We start from the raw sequence: 17,420 nt of genomic DNA, 5'->3' as shown, positions 1-17,420 counted from the left end.
CTCTTATGCGTACAGTGGGTTAACTTTGGTCGTGTCGATGTTGAACTTCTTAAGAGCTTCAACAACCACTGACTTTTCAACCTCACCACGTTTAGCAAGTTCAGATAACGTAGCAACCACTACATAGCCTGCGTTAACTTCAAAGTGACGGCGTAAGTTCTCACGGCTATCAGAGCGACCGTAACCGTCTGTGCCCAACACTTTATAGTTGCTAGTTGGAATGAATGAACGCGCTTGTTCAGCGTAGTTTTTCATGTAATCCGTTGCAGCAACTGTCACTGAGTCATTTAATACACTAGTGATGTAAGCCGTTTTTTGCTCGCCTTCAGGGTTAAGCATGTTGAAACGTTCAACGTCTTGACCATCACGGGTAAGCTCATTGAATGAGGTTACTGAGTAAACATCTGACGCAATGCCGTAATCATCACTTAAGATAGCAGCTGCTTTACGTACTTCAGTCATGATAGTACCTGAGCTTAATAACTGTACGTTGGCTTTTTTGCCTGCGTAGCTTTCAAGCTTGTAGATACCTTTACGAATACCTTCTTCAGCACCTTCTGGCATTGCAGGTTGCGCGTAGTTTTCGTTCATTAACGTCAGGTAGTAGTAAATGTTTTCTTGGTCTTCACCGTACATACGACGAATACCGTCTTGCATGATAACCGCCACTTCATACGCATAGGTTGGATCGTAAGAAATACAGTTAGGTACTGTGTTGGCAAGAATATGGCTGTGACCATCTTCATGCTGTAGACCTTCACCATTTAGCGTTGTACGACCCGCCGTTGCACCTAATAAGAAACCACGTGCTTGTTGGTCACCCGCCATCCATGCCATGTCACCAACACGTTGGAAACCGAACATTGAATAGTAGATGTAGAATGGGATCATTGGTAAATCGTTAGTGCTGTATGATGTTGCCGCAGCAACCCATGAAGACATTGCACCTAACTCATTGATACCTTCTTGCAGTACTTGGCCTGATGTTGCTTCTTTGTAGTAAGAAACGATATCGCGGTCTTGTGGTGTGTAGTTTTGGCCATGTGGGTTATAAATACCGATTTGACGGAATAAACCTTCCATACCAAAAGTACGTGCTTCATCAGCAATAATTGGTACGATGTTTTTACCAATGCCTTTATCTTTTAATAAGATATTAAGTGCACGAACAAAGCCCATAGTGGTAGAGATATCACGCTTTTGCTCTTCAAGTAGTGGCTTGAATGCTTCTACTTCTGGTAACTGTAACTTTTCAGAGAACTTAGCAATACGGGTTGGCGTGTAACCTTTCAGGTCATCACGACGAGCGTGTAAATACTTATACTCTGGTGAACCTTCTTCAAGGGTCAAGTATGGTAGCTCTTTGATTTCTTCATCAGAGACTAAGTCTTGTAAACCTAAACGTGAACGTAAATGAGCCACATGAGTCATGTCCATTTTTTTCACTTGGTGCGCGATGTTTTTACCTTCAGCCGCTTCACCCATGCCGTAACCTTTTACAGTTTTAGCTAGAATAACAGTTGGGCGATCTTTAGTTTCTTCCGCTTTTTTAAATGCAGCGTATAGTTTTGATGGCTCATGACCACCACGCTTCAGCGCGAAGATTTCGTCATCGGTCATATCAGCCACAAGTGCTGCTGTCTCAGGGTAACGACCAAAGAAATGCTCACGTACGTACGCGCCATCTTTCGCTTTATAAGTTTGATAGTCACCATCGATGGTTTCGTTCATCAATTGTAATAGCTTACCTGTGGTATCTTTAGCAAGTAAGATATCCCAGCCGCTACCCCAAACTACTTTAATTACGTTCCAGCCTGCACCTTTAAATAGACCTTCAAGTTCTTGAATGATCTTACCGTTACCCATTACTGGGCCATCTAGGCGTTGTAGGTTACAGTTGATTAGGTAGCAAAGGTTGTCTAGCTTTTCACGTGCAGCAAACGAGATAGCACCGCGTGATTCTGGCTCATCCATTTCACCATCACCAAGGAACGCATATACGCGCTGGTTTTTGGTGTCTTTTAAGCCACGGCCATCTAAGTATTTTAAGAAACGCGCTTGGTAAATAGACGCGATAGGACCAAGGCCCATAGATACGGTAGGGAACTGCCAGAACTCAGGCATTAACTTAGGATGCGGGTATGAAGGTAAACCATTACCATCAACTTCTTGACGGAAATTATCTAACTGGGCAGCAGATAAACGACCTTCAACAAATGCACGCGCATAAATACCAGGAGAAATATGGCCTTGATAATAAACTAAGTCACCGCCGTCTACGTCGTTTGGTGCTTTAAAGAAGTGGTTAAAACACACTTCATAAAATGCAGCAGACGACTGGTAAGACGCCATATGGCCGCCTAAGTCGAGATCTTTTTTCGATGCACGCAATACAATCATGATTGCGTTCCAACGAATAATAGAACGAATGCGGCGCTCAAGGTTTACATCCCCAGGGTATGCAGGTTCTTGATCTACCGGGATCGTATTAACGTAGTTAGTATTGATACCGGTTGGCATATCAACACCGTCTAAACGGGCTTGCTCTAATACTTGCTCAAGTAAAAACTGAGCACGTTCAACACCTTCTTCACGCACAACTGATTCAAGAGCTTGTAACCACTCTTGTGTTTCTAGCGCGTCTACGTCAATTTTATTGACTTCAGACATATGGAGGTTTCCTTATGTTTAAAATACGAATGTTCTTAATTAGTACTGTGGTAATCGTTGTTGCCATCTGCAGTACTTGCTTAAATTATTGATTTTTTACTGTGTTTGCTAATTTTGTTTGGTGCGTCTTAAACTACGTTCAATTCGCGAATGCTCTTTGCCGGCTTCCAATAATGCTTCTTCAATGAAAGCTAAGTGAGCATTACTGGCAAGTCGCGCTTGCTCGGGATTCCCTTCAATCACTGCATCCATTAATAAACGGCGATGCTCAGCTAAGCGCGAACTGATGTGCGGCTTTTCTAACAATACCGTTAAATTCTGTAAAACATTTTGTTCAAGCAATGCCTGCATACCGCGCACTAAATGCAGTAGCACTACATTATGTGACGCTTCTGCAACACTAAAGTGAAACGCATTAATTGCTTTGGCTTTTTGCTGTAAATTATCATGTGCTACGGCAATACAATCAAAGCTTTGCTTCACTTTATCAAAGTCCGTACTAGTGCCGCGCAGCGCGGCATAATAAGCGGCAATGCCCTCTAATGCATGACGAAACTCTAATAAATCAAATTGCGATTCAGGATGCTTACTGATCAAATCAAAAAGCGGATCAGTGAGTCCTTCTTCAAGCTGATTTTTTACAAACGTTCCGCCACCTTGACGACGCGTTACTAAGCCTTTTGCCTCTAGCTTTTGAATCGCTTCGCGCAGTGAAGGACGAGACACTTCAAATTGCTTGGCTAATTCACGCTCTGGCGGCAGTTTCTCTCCGGGAGCTAATGAGCCCTCAAGAATCATATTCTCAAGTTGCTGTAAAATAACATCCGATAGTTTTGCTGCTTTAATCTTTAAAGACATTAATCAACGTCCGCATTGTAGTGGGAATATAGCCTGAATAATTCAAACTTGTGCCCATTGCCTAAACCAAAAGGTAAATTGGTCATACCAAATTTGAGCCATACGTTATCAAAAAGCAAGTTTGCTGTCAATTTACCGAGGCCAGCAGTCGATAATCCAGCCTAACGCATTTAGCACAAAGATTAAACAGTATGAGATAAAGCCAGAGTTTGGGAAGGGTTTAAACAGAAAAAACAAATGGTCTGACCAGATAGTGGAGAGATGAAGTTTTAGGTTTTAGGTTTTAGGTTTTAGGTTTTAGGTTTTAGGTTTTAGGTTTTAGGTTTTAGGTTTTAGGTTTTAGGTTTTAGGTTTTAGGTTTTAGGTTTTAGGTTTTAGGTTTTAGGTTTTAGGTTTTAGGTTTTAGGTTTTAGGTTTTAGGTTCTAGGGCACCTAGTCTCTTCCCTAGCACCTAATCTCTTCCCTAGCACCTAATCTCTTCCCTAGCACCTAATCTCTTCCCTAGCACCTAATCTCTTCCCTAGCCCCTAGTCACTTCCCTAAAACCTAGCAGCTGTTTATTTACGCTAACCCACCAAATAAAGTGAGCAAGGCAATCAGCACCAAGTAAAACAACACATTGCGTTTTACGAGCTTCATCATACAGGTTGCTTCATACGCGCAGCCAAAGTGCTGTTGTTCAATTTGCTCTGCAGCAAGCGCAGTATTGGTTACTACCTTACGATTACTTACTGAAAAATCGAGCACATACTGCAACCAACAACTGGTGCCTTTATTAAAGTTACCAATTACTAAGTAACCAAAACTTGCGATCCTGGCCGGTAGCCAATCAAGCCAAAATAATAATGTATGAATTAGTTTAAAGCGATTCGCATAGGCAACTTTATGGTCGTCACGCACTAAATCAGCAAAAGTACGTACCAAGGCATATAACACTGCACCAGGCACACCTAAAACAACAAACCAAAAAATAACCGCGCAATAAAAACGAAAGTTTACCCAAGCCAAGGTTTGGCCAAAAGTTTCACCATCTTTTTCATCTTCGGTTTTCTTTTGTCCCATTTGCCATGCATACAAGGTAGCAGCTTGCTGGTCATCACGAGTTAACGCATTTAGATACGACTTATATAATGCACGTTGTTTAGCACAACCAAAGCAAACTAGCAGCACTGCAACATTAATAGCTAACTGCCACAACACAAAATCAGATAAGGTAAAAATAACGGCAATCAGTAATACAGGCAAAAATAACCAAATCATAAACCCAGCGGGTGAATTAAATAAACCTTGTTCGCTTAATTGTTTTTTCGAGCGCGTTAAATAGCCTTGTGCGTAATAACTTATTTGCCAATAATCAGAACGAGCACCTAAACGTTCTAAAATTAGAGCAATTATTATAGAAATTAAGATCATATTTTTTCATTCCAAATTGGCGCTAGTTAAAGCTGATTAAAATATAGTTATAGTGCAGCAAAATAATGGTTCCAATCAAAGCTGTCGCCTGGGTCAGTTTTTCGCCCAGGCGCAATGTGACAATGCCCTACAATACGCGAGCGAGTGATTGCTGGGTATTTATTTATCAACGCCTTAGTTAAAGATTGTAATGCATTATATTGATTTTGGGTATACGCCGTTGTGTCTGTGCCTTCCAGCTCAATACCAATACTAAAGTCATTACATTGGTTGCGCCCCAAAAATTCAGAGCGCCCAGCATGCCAAGCACGTTTACTAAAAGGCACGTATTGCACTATTTCACCGCTGCGTTTAATAAAGCAATGCGCCGACACTCTCAGCCCCGCTAAATCGGCAAAACTCGGGTGTGCTTGGCAATCAATACGTCCCATAAACAAGTCATCAACAAACGGCGTGGCAAACTGCCCTGCAGGTAAAGAAATATTGTGAATGACTAATAAAGAAATATCGTCATCATTCGGACGCTCATCAAAATGCGTACATGGTCGTTGTATCGCCGTATCAACGACGCCAAAAGAGTTTATTTTCATAATGAGTCTGTAAACAAATACATAGTCAGATGCTAATAGATTTCCAAGCAGAATAACAGCAAAGCAATAAAACGCAGCAACGGGCTGACCCGCGCCTCTCTTATTTTTAATTTTACCCCAAGACAATGACGATTTTACTACCAAAATTTGGTCGTTGTAGGTCATGCTTTAGCGCGTCAATATCAAAATAATTAAAGAACTTTTATTTAATTACGCGGGGTAAACCCGCGCCTACGCCAGCCGGTAGCAGCGAGTTTACCTAGCGACTGTTTATACATTTACATGATAAACCTATTTTACCACCGAGGGCAGGAGGCGCTGCGCGCTACACCGAGAAGGCAAAAGTAAAATTAATCACTTAAAACATTTTGCACAAAGAGAAGTGAATGAGCGTAAATGAGAAAAAACGCCACGAGCTTCGAACAACGATTTTCGAATACACCTAGTCACTTCCTAAAACCTAGAACCTCACTCTCTAGAACCTAATCAAACTTATAGCTTCAGCCTTCTCTTTCACTTTCAAACCATGTAAAATTTGTGCAATTTCCTAATTATAATGAGCTTTTATAATGTCTATCCCACACAGCCTATTAAGCCAACTTGTTAAACTTGCCCTTGATGAAGATTTAAACTATCAAACGGCCGAGCAAGGCGATATCACCGCACAATTAATTCCCGCGGCGCAACAAGCCAACGCTAAAGTGATCACCCGTGAAGACTGCGTATTTTGTGGTAAAGACATTATCTTAGAAGTATTCAAACAAGTTGATCCGAGTGTAGCAGTTAATGTATTAGTAAATGATGGCGATACCGTTAGAGCAAACGATACCCTATTTACAGCAACAGGCTCCGCTCGCGCTATTTTAACCGCAGAGCGAACGGCACTTAACTTTGTACAAACTTTGTCAGGTACAGCAACCACCACTTCAAAGTATGTAAAAGAGCTCAGCGGCACCACCACGCAACTACTCGATACCCGTAAAACCATACCGGGGCTTAGAGCACTGCAAAAATACGCAGTAAAATGTGGCGGTGGCGCTAATCATCGTATCGGTTTATTTGATGCGTTTTTAATAAAAGAAAACCACATCGCTGCCTGTGGCGGTATTGATAAAGCGGTAGCGCAAGCAAAACTTAATCATCCAAACAAACCAATTGAAGTCGAAGTTGAATCACTTCATGAGCTAGATCAAGCCATTACAGCCGGTGCTGATATTATAATGCTGGATAACTTTAGTGTTAAGCAAATTCAGCAAGCGGTAGAGCTTACCAATAAGCGCGCTAAGCTTGAAGTGTCAGGCAATATGACCTTAGAAACACTACGCACTTACTCACAAGCGGGGGTTGATTTTATCTCCAGCGGCGCGCTTACAAAAAATTTACAATCAATTGATTTGTCTATGCGTTTTGAGTAATTATTCTTTTGTATTAGAATTTTATATTTACCTAATCCGTTGACAATTTGAGCAAAAAAGCATTAAATACGCCGAAAGGCTTATTCTGTAACAAACTGTTAATTTTAGTACCTCTGATACTAAAAAATAGTGTTAACATAAGTCTCTAGGATGAATTAAACAACCTTTAACCAATCCTAAAGAACTATTTTTTACTGTTGCTTTGCTGAAGATCGTTTTTTAAATAAACGTGCTCAGCGAAATTAACAACAATAAAAAACAACTATCGAGTATAGTTATTTTTTAAATTCGATGAAATGCAGCTAACATCGCTTTCAATAAGCCGTTTTAGTGCTAAAGTAGTTCTAACAGAGTAATTTTAAAAAAACCGTAAGATAAGGCAGTTACAGTAGCTACCGTGATAATCCACGTTACGAACATAACTTTTTTAACTTACAAAAACACTATCCTTTAGGAGAGGAACATGGAAAAAATGACACAACAAAGTCAAAAGGGTTTTACCCTAATTGAATTAATGATTGTTATTGCAATCATCGGTATCCTTGCAGCTATCGCATTGCCGCAGTACCAAACTTACACTAAAAAAGCACGTTTCTCAGAGGTTGTACTTGCTGCATCTTCAGCTAAAGGCCTTGTAGATGTATGTTATCAAACTCGTGGTGAAGGTAGTTTAGCTAACTGTGATACTGCTGAGAAAATTGGTTTAGATGTAAATGGCGCAGCTGCAGGAAAACAAGTGAAAAGTGTTGGAATTACTGCAACTACAGCAGTTGTGACTGCAACAGGTGAATCAACAGTAGATGATTCAACTTATATTTTAACACCAACACCTGCTGTTAGTGGAGCTGTATCTTTGGGCACATTAACTTGGGCACAAACTGGCACATGCATTGCTGATGGGCTTTGCTAATAAATTAAAATAATGAGAAAAGCACTCGGCTTCTCATTAATAGAGCTAATGATTACCATCGCCATTATGGGGATTCTGGTATCATTAGCTCTTCCTGCCTATAACAATCACTATAAACGCGCTAAATTTACTGAAGTCGTACTTGCCACTAATGCCCTGCAACGCGCTGTTGAAGTATGTTTTTACACTAAAGAGACACTCAATAATTGTGACTCTTTCAGTAAGATTGGTGCCAGTAAATCAGATTACCTCGCTCCTAGCTTTATTGCTAACATTGAGATATCAAACACAGCAGGTAGTTATACAATAACCTCTACCGCTAGCAGTGAAGCTTCTATATCAAATACTGGGGATACATATATAATGGTTGCAAATATAAATGCAAATCAGCTCCAATGGGAGCTATCTTCCGCAAGTACATGCATTAGCGAAGGGACTTGTTAAACGTAAGTACACTATCTATTTTTGTAACATTAACAATGCCATTTTTGGTAATAACACCACATATAGTTTTACACTCAGTTGCAAAATTTGTTAATTCAAAAAACTCATTCATTTCTATTGGGGGAATCGATTGCTCTATTAGCTTGTCGTACAATGGGCGATTTTTAGTACCAACAGCTGGTTCATTAAAGAGATAAAAGCCCTCGGGTATATATTCACCTCTAGCATCCCCTTTTGGTATTGCAAAATAAGATGTTTGCCATTTTATAATATAAGCTAAGCGCTGACTGTCTATTTGCTTAACTCCATAAGCCAAAGAAGTAACTTGCAAGAAGATGATAAGTATAAGATTGGTAATATTTTCTTTTCTTGTTTTTACTGGCGATAACAACCAAAAGCTAAGCACTGGCCCGAGAATTAAATCAATTGATAAAATAATTCCAGCGAGCCCAACTAAATCTGTTAAGTAATGTCTACCAGCATAGAACCACTGAGAATAAATATAAAAACCAGCAACAGATAATACAAGTAACCCGAGTAGAAAATGTAAACCAGACCATTTTAGTTTTCTTAAATAAATTACATTCATTTACGCATTACACTCCAACTGAAAGTGAAACAAATTGAATTCGGTCTATTTAATCAGCTTAAGTTTATCTAATCAATTGTTTAAGCAGTTAAAGCTGGCTACTATAGAGTATAATAATTTTTTATTTCCTAAACGTAATTCGGAATAAAGCAATGGCTAAAGACACAGATAAAAAAGGACAGGACACCTTTGAATGGGTAGGTGTAAGCGCCCGTGGCAAACGTCTAGAAGGTGAAATGAATGGGATGAGTATTGCTTTAGTTAAAGCCCAGTTACGTAAACAAGGTATCACCCCCTCAAAAGTTAAACGCAAAGCCAAACCTTTGTTTGGTACACGTATGCAAAAAATCACTGCCAAAGATATTGCTTTAGTGACTAGGCAAATAGCCACTATGTTAATGGCGGGCGTGCCACTTATTCAATCGATAGAAATGATTGGCACCGGTGCCACTAATAAAAGTGTTGGCAAGCTGATGGAGACCATTGGCGATGAAGTAAAAGCTGGTGGTACTTTATCAAACGCACTACGTAAACACCCTCGCTATTTTGATGATTTGTATTGTGATTTAGTCGCCTCTGGCGAGCAATCTGGTGCACTGGATAAAATATTTGACCGCGTAGCCCTGTATAAAGAAAAATCAGAAGCACTGAAATCTAAAATTAAAAAAGCCATGTTTTACCCTATTGCGGTATTAGTAGTGGCGTTAATTGTTACCTCTATTTTACTTATATTCGTGGTACCACAGTTCCAAGATATTTTTGCTGGCTTTGGTGCTGAACTTCCCACATTTACCTTATTTGTTATAGCTATCTCTGAGTTTATGCAGGAGTATTGGTGGATCATACTCTTTGCACTTATCGGCTTTGGCTATGCCTATAAGGAAGCACTGCTAAAAAGTAAAAAGCTGCGCGACGCCAACGACCGTGCAATTTTAAGGCTTCCTGTAATAGGCATGATTTTAAATAAAGCAGCGGTGGCGCGTTATGCCCGTACGCTTTCGACCACTTTTGCCGCTGGTGTGCCATTAGTTGATGCGCTAGATTCTGCAGCTGGCGCCTCTGGTAACGCGGTTTACCGTTATGCTATTTTAGATATTAAAGCCGAGGTAAGCTCAGGTAACCAAATGAACTGGGCGATGCGCAACTCGAAGATATTCCCCGATATGGTGATCCAAATGGTGGCCATTGGTGAAGAATCAGGCTCGCTCGATGGTATGCTGGCAAAAGTTGCAACTATTTATGAGCAAGAAGTTGATGATGCGGTTGATGGTTTATCAAGCCTGTTAGAGCCGCTAATTATGGCGGTACTCGGCGTACTGGTTGGTGGCTTGATCATTGCTATGTACTTACCTATTTTCCAACTTGGGTCGGTTATATAAAAGCTGTAAGCTGTAAGCTGTAAGCTGTAAGCTGTAAGCTGTAAGCTGTAAGCTGTAAGCTGTAAGCTGTAAGCTGTAAGCTGTAAGCTGTAAGCTGTAAGCTGTAAGCTGTAAGCAAAAATGTTCCTAATTTATATAAAGCAATGCAACATCTTTTTATTTAAGTGATTTATTCATAAAGAGGTTAAGAGAAGCAATAAAAGGCCCTAGGTTCTAGGGAAGTGACTCGGTGCTAGGTGTATTTTATTTTGTGGGAACAGGCTTTAGCCGTGATAGTGTTTGAGGTTATGTGTTAAAACCAATCGGCGCTAAAGCGCTCTCCTACAAAGGTGAAAGATACTGTAGCCCGTGGCGTTTCTTCTCATTTGCTCTCATTCACTTCTCTTTGTGCAAAATGGTTTTAAGTGACTGATTCAAAAAGAGGATAAGAGGCGCTTAGCTTTAGAGAAGTAATTGTAAAAATAGCGGTTAGGTTCTGGTTGTAGGAAGTGGCTAGGTGTATTGATAACCCGTAGCACGAGGCTTTCTCTTCTCTGTGTAGCGCGCAGCGCCTCCTGCCCTCGGTGGTAAAATAGGTTTGTCGGTGTAAATGTATAAACAGTCGCGAGGTAAACTTGCTGCTACCGGCATAGACTCGGGTTTTTAGTAGTTTTTAGGTCATACAATGCAAAATTTCTTTCTCGATATCATCATTGTAATGCAAAGCCAACTGTGGTTTTATTTACTCACCGTAGGCCTAGTAAGCCTTTGTATTGGCAGCTTTTTGAATGTAGTGATTTATCGGTTGCCACTTATGATGCAGCGCGAATGGCAAACTGAATGCCGCGTTTTGCTCGCTGATGATTTAAAACCTACTAAACCAGCTGATACGGAAGCTGAATTCAACCTACTCAAGCCAAATTCGACCTGTCCCAAATGCAAAACGGCAATTAAGCCATGGCAAAACATTCCTGTTATTAGCTGGTTATTGTTAAAAGGTCGCTGCGCTAGTTGCAGTAACCCTATTTCAGTACGTTACCCAATTGTTGAAATGCTTACTGCGGTTTTAAGCTTAATAGTGGCCTACACCTTTGGCGTGACTGAGCAGGCACTACTGTATATTTTAATTACTTGGGTATTAGTCGCGCTGACCTTTATTGATATTGACCACATGCTGCTACCCGATCAACTTACTCTACCACTCGTTTGGCTAGCACTGATTGCCGCAGTAATGAGTATTACAATATCGCCTACAGATGCGATTATTGGTGCAGCGTGTGGTTACTTAAGTTTATGGAGCGTATTTTGGCTATTTAAACTCATCACCGGCAAAGAAGGCATGGGTTATGGTGATTTTAAATTATTAGCTGTATTCGGTGCCTTACTGGGTTGGCAATCTCTACTCACTATTGTTTTATTATCGAGTGTGGTGGGCGCCATTATCGGCATTACACTACTAACTATTCAGGGTAAGGATAAAGCCACGCCTATTCCGTTTGGCCCCTATTTAGCCATTGCCGGTTGGGTTACCTTATTATGGGGCACACAAATCCAAGCATTCTATTTTAATTTGCTAGGTTATTAATATGAACACTTCCACTGCTCAACCGATAAAGAACTGGGTGCTGGGCTTAACTGGCGGTATTGGCTGTGGTAAAAGTGCCGTAAGCGCTATGTTTGAACAGCTTGGCATTACTGTTGTAGATGCTGATATTATCGCTCGCCAAGTTGTTGCGCCAAATAGCAATGGACTAGCAGCCATTAGCGAACATTTTGGTAATGAGATATTAAACCCCGATGGCAGTTTAAATCGCGCTAAGTTACGAGAGGTTATTTTTGCCGATACAGCACAAAAAACTTGGCTTAATAATTTACTGCACCCACTTATTCGTGAAAAAACGCTTAATGATTTAAGTACAGCTAACAGCGCTTACGTTGTACTTGTTGCACCGCTATTATTTGAAAATGGCCTTGAACAGTATTGCGATCGCACGTTAATAATTGATGTGCCTGTAGAAATACAGATTTCACGCACTATCGCACGAGATAACATTGATCGCCAGCAAGCACTGAGTATTATTGCCGCGCAAATGTCGCGCGAGGATAAACTCCACCGCGCTGACGATGTGGTTGATAATAATCAACCGTTGGCTTTAGTCGCCATTGTGATACAACAATTGCATACGCAGTATTTAACACTGGCTGCGAAAAAATAAACTAAATACCTAGATAAACAAAAACTTTTCAGCTTTTTGTTGGCAAATTACCTTAAATCGACAAGACTAATGTTATACCATTCTTTTTTCTGATAAATTGCAGGCTATAAAAGGATCTAACCAAGGTGCGCAATGAATATTAATTCACCATTACTTAGAAAGTTTATTACGCTTGGTCGTATTGACGCTGAAACTGTTAAATTAAAGCAGCGCGAATATGCTTCAACAGCAGAGCTGATCGCAAAATGCAGCGGTATTGATGGTCATGAACTTGCCGAGCAATGCATCGATTTATTCCGAGTGCCTTATTTTGACCTGCGTGATTTTGATGTAGAGCTGATCCCTAAAGAGTTAATTAAAGAAAAGCTGATCAAAGAACATCACATTCTGCCACTCGTTAAAAAAGGTCGTAAGCTTTATATTGCCGCCTCTGATCCAACTGATTACGGCGCCTTTGAGAATTTTGAATTCAGCACTGGGCTTTCTTGTGAAGTGGTGGTGGTTGATTATCGTCAACTCGAAGCCAAAATAGAGCAATTGCTTGATGCCTCAGGCAGCTTGCACTTAAGCGATGAAGAATTTAAAGAGTTTAGTGATCTAGATACCGAAGGCCCACGCGAGCAGCAAAACAACGGTGAAGATGAAAAAGACGATGCGCCAATTATTGTCTACATCAATAAAATTTTGATGGATGCGATAAAAAAAGGTGCCTCGGATTTACACTTTGAACCCTATGAACATAAATACCGGGTACGTTTTCGTATTGATGGTATTTTGCATGAAATGGCCAGCCCGCCAAACAGCTTAGCTACGCGTTTATCGGCACGTATAAAAGTTATGGCACGTTTAGATATCGCTGAAAAACGTAAACCACAAGATGGCCGTATCAAGTTAAAAATCACCGAACGGAAAAGCATTGATTTCCGGGTAAGTACCCTGCCGACCTTATGGGGCGAAAAAATAGTAATGCGTATCCTTGATTCATCAAGTGCGATGTTAGGCATTGATGTACTTGGTTATGAGCCTGAGCAAAAAAAGCTTTATATGGATGCGCTGCAACAACCACAAGGTATGATTTTAGTTACTGGCCCTACTGGCTCGGGTAAAACGGTTTCGCTTTACACGGGTTTGAATATTCTTAACCAGCCGGAGCGTAATATCAGTACCGCAGAAGATCCGGTTGAAATAAACCTCGAAGGGATCAATCAAGTACAAATTAACCCACGCGCCGAGATGACCTTTGCTAACGCATTAAAAGCCTTCTTACGTCAAGATCCTGATGTGGTGATGGTGGGTGAGATCCGAGACCTTGAAACCGCGGAAATCTCAATAAAAGCGGCACAAACCGGTCACTTGGTTATGTCTACCTTGCATACCAACTCAGCACCAGAAACCCTAACGCGTTTACTTAATATGGGCGTGCCTGCGTATAACGTGGCCAGCTCAATTAGCTTGATCATCGCACAACGTTTAGCCCGTCGTTTATGCCCAAAATGTAAAACACCTGAAACCTTGCCAAGTGAAGAGTTACAGCGCCAAGGCTTTAGCCCAGAACAAATAGCAGAACTGACTTTATTTGCTCCGAAAGGTTGCGACAGCTGTACCGATGGCTATAAAGGCCGGGTAGGTATCTATGAAGTGATGAAAATTACCCCTGAAATAGCGCAAATCATTATGCGCGGTGGTAACTCACTGGAGATAGCTGAAGTGTCATTAAAAGCTGGTTTTAATAATTTACGTTTATCAGGCCTTCGTAAAGCCGCCGCCGGTATGACCTCGCTTGCAGAAATAAACCGCGTTACTAGTTTTTAAACTCCAACCTAGCACCTCGGTGCTAGGATCTGTATTATAGCAAAAAAGATTTATGAGAAGATGTTATGCCAACAGTTGTAAGCTGCCCAACGTGTAAAGCCCAAGTAGAATGGTCAGAAAAAAGTCCGCACCGCCCTTTTTGCTCGAAACGCTGTCAGTTAATTGATTTAGGCGAATGGTCGTTTGAAAACAATAAAATCTCCGCACCAATTACCTCTGCCGATGATTTAAGCCAAGATATGATTGAAGATATTGAAGCTATGCTTGCTAAAAACGACGATGATTTTTTCAAGTAGAACAAGCTTTATTCGTACAAAGGATTGATTCACAAATAGGTTATGAGGCGCTGCGCTTTAGAGAAGTAATTATAAAAGTAGCGGCTAGGTTCTAGAAACTGACTAAGTGCTAGGTGTATTTATCCCACAGCTCGAAGCCCGTGGCGTTTTTTCTTCTCATTTACTCTCATTCACTTCTCTTTGTGCAAAATGGTTTTAGTGATTAATTCACCACCGAGTTCACAGAGAAGAAATAAGTGATTTTTTACTTTGGTTTCTCTGTGTAGCGCGCAGCGCCTTTGTGCCCTCGGTGGTAAAATAGGTTTATCATGTAAATGTATAAACAGTCGCGAGGTAAACTCGCTGCTACCGGCGTAGACGCGGGTTTACCCCGCGCACATTGCAGCTAAGCATCTTACCTTTGTAAGTTAACCAAGCTGCCAAACTAAAAACATCAACGCAAAGCCCACTAAATAAATCAGTCCTAACCAACTTAAACTGCGTATCACTGTAGAATGTTGGATACTTGGCTCTGAACGAACCAAGCTAAAATTCAGCCACGCAAAAATCGGCGTGGTTAAAAACGCTAAAGTCATCGCAAAGGTAAGCATCGGGCCAAGGGCTGATTTAAAAAACAAGATCACCGCCATACCGGCAAGTGACTGTAAAATTAGCCAAATATTTAGGCTGTGCTTGCTTTGCTTACAACCAAGCAGTTTATGAGATTCGTTAAGTGTTCGTGCGTAGCCATCCAGCACTGTAAGGGTAGTACCAAACATACATAAAAATGCAATTACCGACACCAGCGGTCGTGCCCACTCGCCGATAGTCAGGGCGTACATATCAATCAGCTGCTTAGCAAACGCCACACCACCAAGCTCTATTTTAGTACTTTGCCCATATTGCACTAATACACCAAGAGAGAAAAACACTAACGCTAATATTGCGGTTAGCCAGTAACCCAAATTAAAATCAAATAACCCCTGCGCTCTCGTTACCGTTTGTTGGCTTTGCTTTTCTTTTAGCCACAATGAGCTTAAAGCTGAAATTTCAATCGGGGCAGGCATCCATCCCATTAACGCAACCATAAACCCAAGCATGGCTAGTTCATAAGGAGATGGGCCAATATAATCAACAGGCGCCATTGGGCCGTTACTAAACGCAATCGCAAGGGCAATAACTGTGGCAAGAGTTAATAACGCCATAATCGCTTTGGCAACGTTATCCAGCGCTTTAAAATGCCCGAGCAATAAAATCACTAAGCACACAGCTAATATCAACCAACATAATAAGGTCACTGAAATAGTGATAGGTAGTGCATAGTGCAGCAGACTTGCTGTCAGCAATAAAACCCCCGCGGTATTCACCACCGCGGCAATAATATTTAAGCCGATAAAGCTGTAAAAAAACCACGGTCCTTTACTTTGATACCCTTCAACAAGACTTTTTTTAGTGGCGAGCGTGTATTCGATGCCAAAGCGGAAAAACGGATACTTAAGTACGTTTACCACTACGATGAGCCAAAATAGTTGCCAGCCAAAAATAGCGCCAGCTTGCGTTGATGCGACTAAATGTGAACCGCCAATGGCAGCGGTGGCCATTAAAATACCAGGGCCCAATGCGTTTAAACGGGTTTGCCAAGTTGATACTGCTGATTGCATCTGTGTACTTACTACATTGTTTTTATTAATAAGTAAGTTACAGCGTTTTAGTGTGGATTGAAAGTGAGAAAATTAGTGGAAGATGAAACGGTTTGCTAGATCCTAGTTACCTAGAACCTAGCGCCTTTTATTTCTTAACGTAAATCCATTTCTTGAATAATTTCGTGAGCAATTTCAGGTGTTGTACTCACTGGTTTCTGGTGTAAATTGGCTTTAATTTGGCCTTTGCGATGCTTTAATGCCGCATCGAGTTTTTTAGCCGCGTTTGCAATTGCAGGGTAAAGAACTTCGTTCTCACCTTTAACTGATAAGCGCGCGCCTTCGTATATGGTGCTAATTTCTGCTTGGAGCTTATGATGCTCTTTTGAAAGAATGATATCGAGTGCGATCAGAGATGGAAAATGGCTCGCAATTTTTGAAAATTTTTCGTTGATGTGCTCTCTAATAGAGTCAGTAACGTCAACATGGTGACCAGAAAGATTAATTTTCATAGGGTATCCTTTTTTATGTTACCTCATAACTAGTATTGGGGGCTATTTAGATTAACACAAGGCAGAAAAGCATAAATATGGAATTTATTTGTTACTCACTATGATTTAGATCATCCTCAGAGTATTAAATATGCAAAAGCCCGCGCATGGCAGGCTTTCAGCGTGTCACTTAATTTGTATATTAAGTATACGAACAGCAATAATCTGCAAAGTCAGCAACTTTAACTTGGAAAGTAACGTTAGCATCAACGTTAAATGACTCCCCTGCTGACATTGTCTGCCATTCACTTTCACCAGGCAGTAATACTTGCCACTGACCGCCATTAAGCTCCATCAACTCTTTTTTGCTAGTAGCAAATTCAAACTCACCCGGCTGCATAAAGCCTAATGTTTTGGTGCTGCCATCTGCAAAAATTACCGTTCGGCTTGATACTTTACCGTCAAAGTACACGTTTGCTGTTTTAACCACACTTACATTATCAAACTGAGACATCCTCACTCCTGTTTATTTAAGTTTATAATTTTAATTAATGACACAGTGCCTGATACACCAAAGGCATGCAAGTGTAGTTATGTGAAAAATACTCATGAGCTTCGGGCTTCGGGCTTCGGGCTTCGGGCTTCGGGCTTCGGGCTTCGGGCTTCGGGCTTCGGGCTTCGGGCTTCGGGCTTCGGGCTTCGGGCTTCGGGCTTCGGGCTTCGGGCTTCGGGCTTCGGG

At 41.1% G+C, this 17,420-nt stretch carries 16 protein-coding genes; 8 read left to right on the top strand and 8 right to left on the bottom strand.

All coding sequences use genetic code 11. The features are described from left to right. Positions 1 to 3: 3 nt before the first annotated feature. From aceE to ampD, 4 genes are all read right to left on the bottom strand, one after another. Positions 4 to 2,670, bottom strand: coding sequence for a pyruvate dehydrogenase (acetyl-transferring), homodimeric type (gene aceE, locus A7968_RS13805; RefSeq protein WP_064667160.1), 2,667 nt, complete (start codon positions 2,668 to 2,670; stop codon positions 4 to 6). Between the two features lie 108 nt (positions 2,671 to 2,778). Beyond that, a complete protein-coding gene (gene pdhR / locus A7968_RS13800) occupies positions 2,779 to 3,528 on the bottom strand; it encodes a pyruvate dehydrogenase complex transcriptional repressor PdhR (RefSeq protein ID WP_064667159.1) in 750 nt (249 codons plus the stop codon). Between the two features lie 561 nt (positions 3,529 to 4,089). Beyond that, positions 4,090 to 4,941, bottom strand: coding sequence for a beta-lactamase regulator AmpE (ampE, locus tag A7968_RS13795; protein ID WP_064667158.1), 852 nt, complete (start codon positions 4,939 to 4,941; stop codon positions 4,090 to 4,092). A 47-nt stretch (positions 4,942 to 4,988) separates the two neighbouring features. Further along, positions 4,989 to 5,531 carry a 1,6-anhydro-N-acetylmuramyl-L-alanine amidase AmpD gene (ampD, locus tag A7968_RS13790; RefSeq protein ID WP_064667301.1) on the bottom strand — a complete coding sequence of 181 codons (543 nt, stop codon included), beginning with the start codon at positions 5,529 to 5,531 and terminating at the stop codon, positions 4,989 to 4,991. Between the two features lie 569 nt (positions 5,532 to 6,100). On the opposite strand from ampD, the gene nadC reads away from it, so the two are divergent. From nadC to A7968_RS13775, 3 genes are all read left to right on the top strand, one after another. Then, positions 6,101 to 6,946, top strand: coding sequence for a carboxylating nicotinate-nucleotide diphosphorylase (gene nadC, locus A7968_RS13785; protein ID WP_064667157.1), 846 nt, complete (start codon positions 6,101 to 6,103; stop codon positions 6,944 to 6,946). 463 nt (positions 6,947 to 7,409) lie between these two features. Continuing rightward, positions 7,410 to 7,856 (top strand): pilin, encoded by a 447-nt coding sequence (locus A7968_RS13780; RefSeq protein ID WP_064667156.1) that lies wholly within the window; start codon positions 7,410 to 7,412, stop codon positions 7,854 to 7,856. 12 nt (positions 7,857 to 7,868) lie between these two features. Continuing rightward, a complete protein-coding gene (locus A7968_RS13775) occupies positions 7,869 to 8,300 on the top strand; it encodes a pilin (RefSeq protein WP_064667155.1) in 432 nt (143 codons plus the stop codon). On the opposite strand, the gene A7968_RS13770 is transcribed toward A7968_RS13775, so the two are convergent. Then, complete coding sequence (locus A7968_RS13770; protein WP_064667154.1) at positions 8,281 to 8,889, bottom strand: hypothetical protein; 609 nt, start codon at positions 8,887 to 8,889, stop codon at positions 8,281 to 8,283. The genes A7968_RS13775 and A7968_RS13770 overlap by 20 nt on opposite strands. Before the next feature lie 152 nt (positions 8,890 to 9,041). Here A7968_RS13770 and A7968_RS13765 point away from each other — a divergent pair, with 152 nt between their 5' ends. The 5 genes from A7968_RS13765 to yacG all read left to right on the top strand — a co-directional run bounded on the left by A7968_RS13765 (position 9,042) and on the right by yacG (position 14,571). After that, positions 9,042 to 10,268 carry a type II secretion system F family protein gene (locus tag A7968_RS13765; RefSeq protein WP_064667153.1) on the top strand — a complete coding sequence of 409 codons (1,227 nt, stop codon included), beginning with the start codon at positions 9,042 to 9,044 and terminating at the stop codon, positions 10,266 to 10,268. 664 nt (positions 10,269 to 10,932) lie between these two features. Continuing rightward, the gene (locus tag A7968_RS13760; RefSeq protein WP_064667152.1) at positions 10,933 to 11,832 is read left to right on the top strand and encodes a prepilin peptidase; all 900 of its coding nucleotides are present in this window, start codon (positions 10,933 to 10,935) and stop codon (positions 11,830 to 11,832) included. A 1-nt stretch (position 11,833) separates the two neighbouring features. Then, complete coding sequence (coaE, locus tag A7968_RS13755; RefSeq protein ID WP_064667151.1) at positions 11,834 to 12,463, top strand: dephospho-CoA kinase; 630 nt, start codon at positions 11,834 to 11,836, stop codon at positions 12,461 to 12,463. A 132-nt stretch (positions 12,464 to 12,595) separates the two neighbouring features. After that, complete coding sequence (gene pilB, locus A7968_RS13750; protein ID WP_064667150.1) at positions 12,596 to 14,275, top strand: type IV-A pilus assembly ATPase PilB; 1,680 nt, start codon at positions 12,596 to 12,598, stop codon at positions 14,273 to 14,275. 65 nt (positions 14,276 to 14,340) lie between these two features. Next, positions 14,341 to 14,571 carry a DNA gyrase inhibitor YacG gene (gene yacG / locus A7968_RS13745; protein ID WP_064667149.1) on the top strand — a complete coding sequence of 77 codons (231 nt, stop codon included), beginning with the start codon at positions 14,341 to 14,343 and terminating at the stop codon, positions 14,569 to 14,571. Between the two features lie 407 nt (positions 14,572 to 14,978). On the opposite strand, the gene A7968_RS13740 is transcribed toward yacG, so the two are convergent. The 3 genes from A7968_RS13740 to ppnP all read right to left on the bottom strand — a co-directional run bounded on the left by A7968_RS13740 (position 14,979) and on the right by ppnP (position 17,195). Next, a complete protein-coding gene (locus tag A7968_RS13740) occupies positions 14,979 to 16,211 on the bottom strand; it encodes an NRAMP family divalent metal transporter (protein WP_064667148.1) in 1,233 nt (410 codons plus the stop codon). Positions 16,212 to 16,345: 134 nt separating this feature from the next. Beyond that, entirely contained in the window at positions 16,346 to 16,702 is a 357-nt protein-coding gene (hpf, locus tag A7968_RS13735) for a ribosome hibernation-promoting factor, HPF/YfiA family (RefSeq protein WP_016708282.1), read from the bottom strand. Positions 16,703 to 16,883: 181 nt separating this feature from the next. Further along, a complete protein-coding gene (ppnP, locus tag A7968_RS13730; RefSeq protein ID WP_016708283.1) occupies positions 16,884 to 17,195 on the bottom strand; it encodes a pyrimidine/purine nucleoside phosphorylase in 312 nt (103 codons plus the stop codon). Positions 17,196 to 17,420: the final 225 nt, after the last annotated feature.

The organism is Pseudoalteromonas prydzensis (genome assembly GCF_001661495.1).
GTDB lineage: Bacteria > Pseudomonadota > Gammaproteobacteria > Enterobacterales > Alteromonadaceae > Pseudoalteromonas > Pseudoalteromonas prydzensis.
The sequence above is the reverse complement of the archived record's forward strand: the minus strand, read 5'-3'. Positions and strand labels throughout refer to the sequence as shown.

Coding starts and splice junctions, on each gene's coding strand:
- aceE (WP_064667160.1), bottom strand. CDS start 2,670: ATGTCTGAAGTCAATAAAATTGACGTAGACGCGCTAGAAACACAAGAG.
- pdhR (WP_064667159.1), bottom strand. CDS start 3,528: ATGTCTTTAAAGATTAAAGCAGCAAAACTATCGGATGTTATTTTACAG.
- ampE (WP_064667158.1), bottom strand. CDS start 4,941: ATGATCTTAATTTCTATAATAATTGCTCTAATTTTAGAACGTTTAGGT.
- ampD (WP_064667301.1), bottom strand. CDS start 5,531: ATGAAAATAAACTCTTTTGGCGTCGTTGATACGGCGATACAACGACCA.
- nadC (WP_064667157.1), top strand. CDS start 6,101: ATGTCTATCCCACACAGCCTATTAAGCCAACTTGTTAAACTTGCCCTT.
- A7968_RS13780 (WP_064667156.1), top strand. CDS start 7,410: ATGGAAAAAATGACACAACAAAGTCAAAAGGGTTTTACCCTAATTGAA.
- A7968_RS13775 (WP_064667155.1), top strand. CDS start 7,869: ATGAGAAAAGCACTCGGCTTCTCATTAATAGAGCTAATGATTACCATC.
- A7968_RS13770 (WP_064667154.1), bottom strand. CDS start 8,889: ATGAATGTAATTTATTTAAGAAAACTAAAATGGTCTGGTTTACATTTT.
- A7968_RS13765 (WP_064667153.1), top strand. CDS start 9,042: ATGGCTAAAGACACAGATAAAAAAGGACAGGACACCTTTGAATGGGTA.
- A7968_RS13760 (WP_064667152.1), top strand. CDS start 10,933: ATGCAAAATTTCTTTCTCGATATCATCATTGTAATGCAAAGCCAACTG.
- coaE (WP_064667151.1), top strand. CDS start 11,834: ATGAACACTTCCACTGCTCAACCGATAAAGAACTGGGTGCTGGGCTTA.
- pilB (WP_064667150.1), top strand. CDS start 12,596: ATGAATATTAATTCACCATTACTTAGAAAGTTTATTACGCTTGGTCGT.
- yacG (WP_064667149.1), top strand. CDS start 14,341: ATGCCAACAGTTGTAAGCTGCCCAACGTGTAAAGCCCAAGTAGAATGG.
- A7968_RS13740 (WP_064667148.1), bottom strand. CDS start 16,211: ATGCAATCAGCAGTATCAACTTGGCAAACCCGTTTAAACGCATTGGGC.
- hpf (WP_016708282.1), bottom strand. CDS start 16,702: ATGAAAATTAATCTTTCTGGTCACCATGTTGACGTTACTGACTCTATT.
- ppnP (WP_016708283.1), bottom strand. CDS start 17,195: ATGTCTCAGTTTGATAATGTAAGTGTGGTTAAAACAGCAAACGTGTAC.